Source organism: uncultured Ruminococcus sp., from assembly GCA_902785355.1.
Classification (GTDB): domain Bacteria; phylum Bacillota; class Clostridia; order Oscillospirales; family Acutalibacteraceae; genus Ruminococcoides.
The window spans coordinates 1-8,790 of sequence record CACZYF010000050.1 but is presented as its reverse complement, the minus strand read 5'-3'; the positions used below and the strand labels follow the sequence as shown (position 1 = coordinate 8,790).

6 protein-coding genes are annotated in these 8,790 nt (G+C 54.3%); 3 read left to right on the top strand and 3 right to left on the bottom strand.

Going from position 1 to position 8,790, the window contains the following annotated elements:
* Positions 1–244 precede the first annotated feature (244 nt).
* Entirely contained in the window at positions 245–940 is a 696-nt protein-coding gene (locus R2I50_RS09480) for a hypothetical protein (RefSeq protein WP_316608904.1), read from the top strand.
* Between the two features lie 295 nt (positions 941–1,235).
* Here R2I50_RS09480 and lexA read toward each other — a convergent pair whose 3' ends face one another.
* Positions 1,236–1,844 carry a transcriptional repressor LexA gene (gene lexA, locus R2I50_RS09475; protein WP_316608903.1) on the bottom strand — a complete coding sequence of 203 codons (609 nt, stop codon included), beginning with the start codon at positions 1,842–1,844 and terminating at the stop codon, positions 1,236–1,238.
* Positions 1,845–2,172: 328 nt separating this feature from the next.
* Between lexA and R2I50_RS09470 the strand changes: the two genes are divergently transcribed.
* Positions 2,173–2,952 (top strand): dockerin type I domain-containing protein, encoded by a 780-nt coding sequence (locus R2I50_RS09470; protein WP_316608902.1) that lies wholly within the window; start codon positions 2,173–2,175, stop codon positions 2,950–2,952.
* A gap of 328 nt (positions 2,953–3,280) precedes the next feature.
* Here the strand turns inward: R2I50_RS09470 and R2I50_RS09465 are convergent, their stop codons facing one another.
* On the bottom strand, positions 3,281–3,607 hold the full coding sequence (locus R2I50_RS09465; protein WP_201428069.1) for a hypothetical protein: 327 nt from the start codon (positions 3,605–3,607) through the stop codon (positions 3,281–3,283).
* Positions 3,597–4,346 carry an HAD family hydrolase gene (locus R2I50_RS09460; protein ID WP_316608901.1) on the bottom strand — a complete coding sequence of 250 codons (750 nt, stop codon included), beginning with the start codon at positions 4,344–4,346 and terminating at the stop codon, positions 3,597–3,599. Before R2I50_RS09460 ends, R2I50_RS09465 begins: the two co-directional genes overlap by 11 nt.
* A 442-nt stretch (positions 4,347–4,788) precedes the next feature.
* Here R2I50_RS09460 and nifJ point away from each other — a divergent pair, with 442 nt between their 5' ends.
* Positions 4,789–8,313, top strand: a complete 3,525-nt coding sequence (gene nifJ, locus R2I50_RS09455) for a pyruvate:ferredoxin (flavodoxin) oxidoreductase (RefSeq protein ID WP_316608900.1) — start codon at positions 4,789–4,791, stop codon at positions 8,311–8,313.
* The last annotated feature ends 477 nt before the right edge of the window (positions 8,314–8,790 follow it).

The following is an 8,790-nucleotide window of genomic DNA, read 5'->3' as shown; positions in this document are numbered from 1 at the left end:
GCTGTGCGAATGTCCCTTGCGGGACGCGGGTCGTCTTGGGGGTCTCCCCGCCGGGGAGGTGGCGCAAAGCGACAGAGGGGTGCCGTCTCCGGCTGAGGAACCGACCCCTACAACTCTATACAACGTTTATATCAATCACCGTTCTCCGTTCTCTGTTCTCCGTTCTCTGATAAATAGTTTGCATTATTTGTCGAAGTATGGTATAGTGAAATATATATATGACTTCCAATCAAGGAGGCTTAATATGAATTTCAACCATCTATGGGAAACCTATAAGGAAAAGTGCAGGGATATTCGACCGTTTCTGCGCACCAAAATCGGCTCCCGGCTCGCGATCGCCGCGATCCTCGACTTCATCATTCTATTCTTCGCTCCGCTGATGCACGGCTTCGTCGGAACGGCGCTGTTCGGATGCGTGGCGTCGGCGTTCCTGATCCTGTTCTGGCGCAAAAATGACCGCGAGCACGCAATCGTTCCGGCGGTCATCCTATGCATACCAATGCTGCTGGACATGGCTATCTACCACGACCTCGCGATCGTCGTCGGCTTCCTCGTCTCCATCGTCGCGGTACTGCTCGCGGCGCTCAGCCCGTGGCTCGGGTTCTTCGATAGGATCACCGACCTGATCAACTCGCTGCTGGTAGCCGGCGCGCTGTGCGTAGGCACGGTCGTGTTTGCATGCATTATGCTGATGCTGGTTAACATCGCGTGGTGGATTCTATGTATTATCGCATTCTTTATCGTGGTCGCGGTATTCATGGGCGTGGTATTCTCCACCGCCGCATATACTGCCTCGGACGGCAGACGTCAGGCAAACAAAAAGCGCCGCCGTGAACTGCACGAGCGCGACAGGGATGACCGCTACCGCGACTACCAACCGCCTAAGCGCGACAACCGCGTCTACAACCTCGATGATGACGACTTCCGCGACGTCGAATGATATGGACAGTGAAGCTGCCGAAGATCGGCAGCTTTTTTGTACCCGATTATCTCATACTAAGTATCAAATCTCCGTACAAAAGAAGAAAGCGCACGCTGCGGGCGTACGCTTCTTCCGGGGATAAATCCAAATAAAATGAGGGGTTCAAATACGGATAACCGTATTGAGGAGGGTAGAACATATACAAGGAGTTGCGGTATCTCTCTTGCATGATTTTATTATAGTCAAAACTTCCCGTGATTTGTTAACGGAGTATTAACGCGCATTAAACAAATTAAGAATTGTGACCGGCGGTTCATTCATAATTGCGGATCAGGGTAACAACCTTACCCAGCAGCACCGCCTTATCGACGATGATCGGCTCGTAGGCGTCGTTCTCGGGCTGGAGACGAATATGCCTCTTCTCCTTATAAAAGCGCTTGACAGTCGCGCTCGCCTCGCCGCTGAGCTCATCCTCCACCATCGCGACGACGATATCGCCGTTGTTCGCAACAGGAGTACGGTTCACGACGATAATATCTCCGTCAAAGATACCCGCGTTAATCATACTGTCGCCCACAACGCGCAGCGCAAAGAGCTCCCTGCCCTTGCCGATGTCCTTGGGGACGGGGATGTAGGTCTCGATATCCTGCACGGCGAGGATCGGTTGACCCGCGGTAACGCGGCCGAGCAGCGGCACCTTGGCGGTAGGCTGTTCGTTCTTGAGGCGGATACAGCGGTTGAGTCCTTCCTCACGCTCGATCAGTCCCTTCTCCTCCAGCGCCTTTAGATGATAGGCGACGGTAGACGTGGACTTGAAGCCCGTCGCGTCACACAGCTCTCTGACGGAAGGAATCCGGTTGTTCTCGGAACACTCGAGAATATAATCATATACTTTCTGCTGGCTTTTGGTCAAAGGCTTCATACAATCACCTGAACTTATCGGTTGAGCCGACCGTAGGATGCACCGGATAATTCGCCTCCTCGGCGGCTGTTTATTTTACTATCGTGTTTATTATAACACAAGTCACGATAAAAAGCAAATATTTGTTCGAAGAAATTACATCGATCCGAAAAAACGGCAATTTCACTAAAATCAACATACATTTTTTGTCATTATACGATCACCGTTCAATTTTGACCGGTTTACAGAAAACCGGCGTTTTCTACAGATTTGTAACACTCCTTGCAATTATCGGCGATATCTTTTACAATATTCACAGTATCTGTATCATAGATAAAAGGAGGAAAGCATGAGACGATTTCTGTGCCTTTTCATATTCATACTGCTCTGTATCGCCGTTTTTGTCCCTGCAGCAGCAGCCGACAGCGACACGCTGACCATCACCGACTCAGGTAAGGTGCTCGCCGAGGTCAAGGTCGGGAGCGTTTTTCTCTACCGCGTGGGTCTGTTCACGGGTCAGCACACTCTTATTAACGGAGAGGGCGAGATCCGCTATGACAAGAGTCTTCTGCAGCCGCTCGCTTACGGCGATCCGACCCCCGAGGGTTACAGCTTTGAAGGCAGACTGGCGGACGCCTCCGCCGTCGTCAATATCACCGATGTCCCAGGCAACGTTTATTATAATTTCAGTCAGGTCACGGGCATCGAGGGCTACGGCAGTACCGACGAACCGTACCTCAGGCTGAGGTTCAAGGTACTCGCGGGCGGTACGACCGAGCTAAACCACTTGATGCAGACCCTGACTGCACGCGACAACAAGAATACCTTCTATAAGCTCTTCCAAAACGGCAAGGCAAGCGATCGGTACGACAAGCTCCCCTATACCGTCGGTTCGGTCGAGCTGCCCTGTGCGTACATCGGCGACGCGAACAATGACGGCGGGATCAGCCTTATCGACGCGACTCTGATCCAGTGGATCACGGCGGGCAGACGGTTGAGCTATAGTAAACCGAACGCCGATACAAACGGCGACGGTGATATCAACCTCAAAGATGCACTCGCGGTCCGTCGTTACGCGGCGGGGATGAACGCCGCAAACGTCGGCGACTACCGCTTCGCATCCGAATAACTACAGGAAAGGTACTGCAAAACCGTGCGTTTCATCCTTACCCAAGCGCAGTTTCATCTATCCGTCGTTCGCTGCCGTACTGCGGCTGTTCCGGAATCCGTATAATGTAAAAAGGTGCTGCCACGCGACAGCACCTTTTGTTTTGTTCTGTTACATTCCCGTAGGGAAATGGATTTCTCCGGAGCCGGAGTCGCCGCGGAGTATTAGATTGACGTGTCAAAACAGAAGTATTATAAAAGGGCTGTTGCGTTTTCGCTGCAACAGCCCCGTGATTCGTGAGCTTCCGCATAGAAAGCGGTTCTCATCCCCACTTATTTATTCAAAAAGTTTATTGAAAATTGCTCCAGTTGTATTTCGCTTCCAAATCCGTATCGGGATCATCCTCCGTGAGCTCGGCGGACTCGTTCGGCGCTTCTTCGGCAGTCTTTGAGGGCGGTTCCTCTCCATCCTCATTGCTTTCCTCCGATTCCTGTCTGTTCAAGGTGAAGAGCATCACGGCACAGATCGCCGCAATAGCCAGCGTACCGATCACCTGTATCACCGGGAACACCACACGCGCACCCAACACGATAGCGCGAATCAGCGTAATCACCGAAAACACCAGCGCAACGATCGAAACACCGAACGCGATCTTGATTATCAAATTATTCTTCATGATCCAACTCCATAATCGTTCCGAGGAGCTTGCGCACATCACCGTCCATGATCTTGCGCAGCGCGGTGACCTCGCTCTCATCCTTCACCTCGGGGCTGATCTCCTGGTGGATGTAGAGCCCGTCGATACCGACGCTCTTAGCGCCCAGCATATCAGCGTTCTTATCGTTGCCGACCATCAGACATTCCTTCGGGTCGAGGCGGTATCTCTCAAGCAGCTTCGTGAAGAACTGCTTCTGCGGCTTGCAGACCTTCTCCTCGGAGCTGATCATGATGCCGTCGAAGTATTTAAGGATCCCGAGCTCGTCCATCTCGGGGATAGTGAAGCTCTCCTGTGCGTTCGAGAGCAGGTAAACACCCCTGCCCGCGGCTTTGAGCCCCTCTAAGAGCTCGATCACGCCGTCATACAGACGGATCATCAGCGTGCTGTCCTTACGGAAGCGGTAAGCGGTATCGCGCAGAAGGGTCATATCCGCGTTGATCCCCTTATCCTGATAGAGCCTGCGGAACACCTGCAGCAGGTCGATATCCACATGCTTGAAGATCGGGTGACGAAGACGCTCATGGCGTAAAGCGCGCTTGACATACTTCGTATAGGAGGTACGCAGCTCGTTCGGGCTGAACGAAGCGCCTTTCGTTGCGAACACCTGCACCGCCTTGCGCCAGAAATCCAGCGAAAATTCGTCGGTACGGATATCGATCAGTGTACCGTATAGATCAAAGATGATGTTCTTGTACATACTTCACCTACATATAATAAGTCATTGCGGGGCACATTGATGTGCCTCGGCAATCTCATCCTTATTTACACATAACAGTACTATTTATTGTAGCAATAAACCGCTGAAAATTCCATACATAATTAGAATAAAGCACAGAAAAAATGACAAAAAATTTTGTGCAAATTAGGGTCGGAACGATTTTACGGTCAAAATAACGCGCGCCAAACCAACCTGTGTCGGATGAGCTTATAACAATTAGCCCTTGCTAACCGTCAAAACTGCATAAATGGCTGTATCTCACAACATTTTCCCCTTTACAATATCGACAAAAAGTGATAAGATAGAGGATGAAAAATGAGGGGTCGGTATGCTCTCGGGCAGGGATCTCTCATGGATCTAATTCATGCGTTGGTGTAAGAAGGAGCTCATCTTACAGCAATGTAAAACAGGAGGAAAACACATGGCAAGACAAATGAAATCCATGGACGGCAACAACGCCGCGGCTTGGGTGTCCTATGCGTTCACCGAGGTAGCCGGCATCTACCCCATCACACCGTCCAGCCCGATGGCTGACTACGTTGATCAGTGGTCCGCTCAGGGCATGAAGAACATCTTCGGCACTACCGTAAAGGTAGAAGAGATGCAGAGTGAAGCAGGTGCGGCAGGTACCGTACACGGCTCGCTGAACGCGGGTGCGCTGACCACCACCTACACCGCTTCTCAGGGTCTGCTGCTCATGATCCCGAATATGTACAAGATCGCGGGCGAATTACTCCCGTCCGTATTCCACGTTTCCGCCCGCTGCGTAGCGAGCCACGCGCTGAACATCTTCGGCGACCATTCTGACGTCTATGCTTGCCGTCAGACCGGTTTCGCGATGCTGGCTGAGACCAACCCGCAGGAGGTCATGGATCTGGGCGCTGTCGCTCACCTCTCCACCATCAAGGGCAGAGTTCCGTTCATCAACTTCTTCGACGGTTTCAGAACCTCTCACGAGATCCAGAAGATCGAGATCTGGGACTTCGACGACCTCAAGGAAATGACCGATATGGACGCTGTACAGGCGTTCCGTAAGCGCGCTCTGAACCCCGAGCATCCCACCATGCGCGGTTCTCACGAGAACGGCGATATCTTCTTCCAGCACAGAGAAGCCTGCAACAAGTACTATGACGCTCTGCCTGAGATCGTTGAGGAGTACATGGGCAAGGTCAACGCGAAGCTCGGCACCGACTACAAGCTGTTCAACTACTACGGCGCTCCCGACGCTGACCGCGTCATCATCGCGATGGGCTCTATCTGCGACGTTGCGGAAGAGGTCATCGACTACATGAACGCCAACGGCGAGAAGGTCGGTCTGGTCAAGGTTCGTCTGTATCGTCCCTTCCGTGCCGACAAGCTCGTAGAAGCCATCCCCGAGACCGCGAAGAAGATCGCAGTCCTCGACCGTACCAAGGAGCCCGGCGCTCTGGGCGAGCCTCTGTACCTCGACGTCGTCGCCGCTCTCGCGACTCAGGGTCGCACCGCTAAGGTAGTCGGCGGCAGATACGGCCTCGGCTCCAAGGATACTCCCCCCTCCAGCGTATTCGCTGTCTATGAGGAGCTCAGCAAGGAGAATCCGCGCCACAACTTCACCATCGGTATCGTCGATGACGTCACCGATCTCTCCCTCGAGGAGAAGCCCGCTCCCAACACCGCCGCAGAAGGCACCATCGAGTGCAAGTTCTGGGGCTTAGGCGGCGACGGCACCGTAGGCGCGAACAAGGATTCCATCAAGATCATCGGCGACCACACCGATAAATATGTACAGGCATACTTCCAGTATGACTCCAAGAAGACCGGCGGTATCACCATCAGCCATCTGCGCTTCGGTGATAAGCCCATCAAGTCCCCCTACTACATCAACAAGGCTGACTTCGTAGCCTGCCACAACCCCTCCTACATCCTCAAGGGCTACAAGATGGTTCAGGATGTCAAGCCCGGCGGCGTATTCCTGATCAACTGCCAGTGGACTCCCGAGGAGCTGAACTCTCACCTCAACGCGGAGACCAAGCGTTATATCGCGAAGAACAACATCCAGCTCTACACCGTCAACGCGATCGACATCGCGGCTGAGATCGGTCTGGGCAAGCGTACCAACACCGTTCTGCAGAGTGCTTTCTTCTCCCTCGCGAAGGTTCTGCCCGCTGAGGAAGCCATCGGCTACATGAAGGAGAAGGCTCAGAAGTTCATGAAGAAGGGTAAAGAGATCGTCGAGATGAACGAGAAGGCGATCGACGCAGGCGCTACCGCTTACGTCAAGATCGACGTACCCGCTGATTGGGCTGACGCTGTAGACGCTGAGAAGAAGGCTGCCGACGTAGAGATGACCAAGCTCGAGAAGCAGGTCGAGAACATCATGGAGCCCGTAGGCAAGATGGACGGCGACAGCCTGCCCGTATCCGCCTTTGTGGATCATGCCGACGGTACCTTCGAGCAGGGCGCTTCCGCGTTCGAGAAGCGCGGCGTAGCCGTTATGGTTCCCGAATGGAACAACGAGACCTGCGCTCAGTGTAACCGCTGCGCGTTCGTCTGCCCCCATGCTACCATCCGTCCCTATGCGATGGACGAGGCTGAGGTCGCCGACGCTCCCGAAAACATCAAGTACGGTCCGAGAGCCGTTAACAAGGTTTATAAGTACACCCTCGCGGTATCTCCCTTCGACTGCATGGGCTGCGGCGTCTGCGTAGGCGTCTGCCCGACCAACTCCCTGAAGATGGTCGCCCGTGAGTCTCAGGACGATCAGCAGGCAGTATTCGATTACTGCGTCGCCAAGGTCACCGAGAAGCCCGAGACCACCGCAAAGATCAACGTCATCTCCTCGCAGTACAAGCAGCCGCTGCTTGAGTTCTCCGGCTCCTGTGCAGGCTGTGCCGAGACCTCTTACGCGCGTCTTGTGACCCAGCTCTTCGGCGACAGAATGTACATCAGTAACGCTACCGGCTGCTCCTCCATCTGGGGCGGTCCCGCTGCTACCTCTCCCTATACCGTCAACAAGGACGGCCACGGTCCCGCATGGGCAAACTCCCTCTTCGAGGATAACGCTGAGCACGGTCTCGGTATGTTCCTCGGCCAGAGAGCTATCCGTGATCGCCTGATCGCTGACGTCAAGGAAATGATCGCTGACGAGAGAGCCTCCGACGCGCTCAAGGCTGCTGCCGACGAGTACCTCGCTACCCTCAACGACGGTGAGAAGAACACCGCCGCTACCAAGGCGCTGATCGCCGAGGTCGAGAAGGTCGACGAGGCTTGCCCGTACAGAAAGGACATCCTCGACAACAAGGAATATCTCAGCAAGAAGTCCATCTGGATCTTCGGCGGCGACGGCTGGGCTTATGATATCGGCTTCGGCGGCGTCGACCATGTTCTGGCGACCGGCGAGGACGTCAACATCATGGTATTCGATACCGAGGTTTACTCCAACACCGGCGGTCAGGCTTCCAAGGCTTCGAACATCGGTCAGGTCGCTCAGTTCGCGGCTGCCGGTAAGGCGATCCAGAAGAAGTCCCTCGCTGACATCGCGATCTCCTACGGCTACATCTACGTCGCTCAGATCGCTATGGGCGCTGACATGAACCAGACCCTCAAGGCGATCCAGGAGGCTGAGGCTTATCCGGGTCCGTCGCTGATCATCGGCTACGCTCCCTGCGAGATGCACTCCATCAAGGGCGGCATGCAGAACTGCCAGAAGGAGATGCAGCGCGCGGTTGCCTGCGGCTACTGGAACAACTTCCGCTATGATCCCAGACTCAAGGCTGAGGGCAAGAATCCCTTCATCCTCGATTCCAAGGCGCCGACCGAGTCCTATCGTGACTTCATCATGAACGAGGCTCGTTACTCCGCTCTGACCCGTTCCTTCCCGCAGAGAGCCGAGGAGCTCTTCCAGAAGGCTGAGGACACCGCGGCAGCTCGCTTCGAGACCCTCACCGAGCGCGCTAAGGGCGAGTGATCCGGGATTGTCATTGCGAGAAGGGACATCGTCCCGATGCGGCAATCTCAACCTAATTAAGCTCGCTTTCCTGAAAGCTATCGTTCAAAGCTCGAGTCTTATAGCTCAATAACCACATCACCCCCGGGAGCAATCTCGGGGGTTTTGTTATATGTACGGAGAACGGAGAACGGAGAATAGTGAATAGTGAATGGTGAATGGTGGTAGGAAAGCCTGACGGCTTTTGGAATTGTATATCGGGCGTTTGATCGTGCTGTAGGGCGGGGGTGCCCCCGTTGGGGGAATGTCCGCCCTACGATATAACCACACGCCCGTCATTCGCGGGCGACCAATGGTCGCCCCTACGGCACGATCACACGTCGATGTTTGCGGGTCGTCGGGGGGTCTCCCCGCTGGGGAGGTGGCGCGAAGCGACAGAGGGGTGCCGTCTCCGGCTGAGGAACCGTCCCCTACGATTCTATGCAACGTTTATATAAC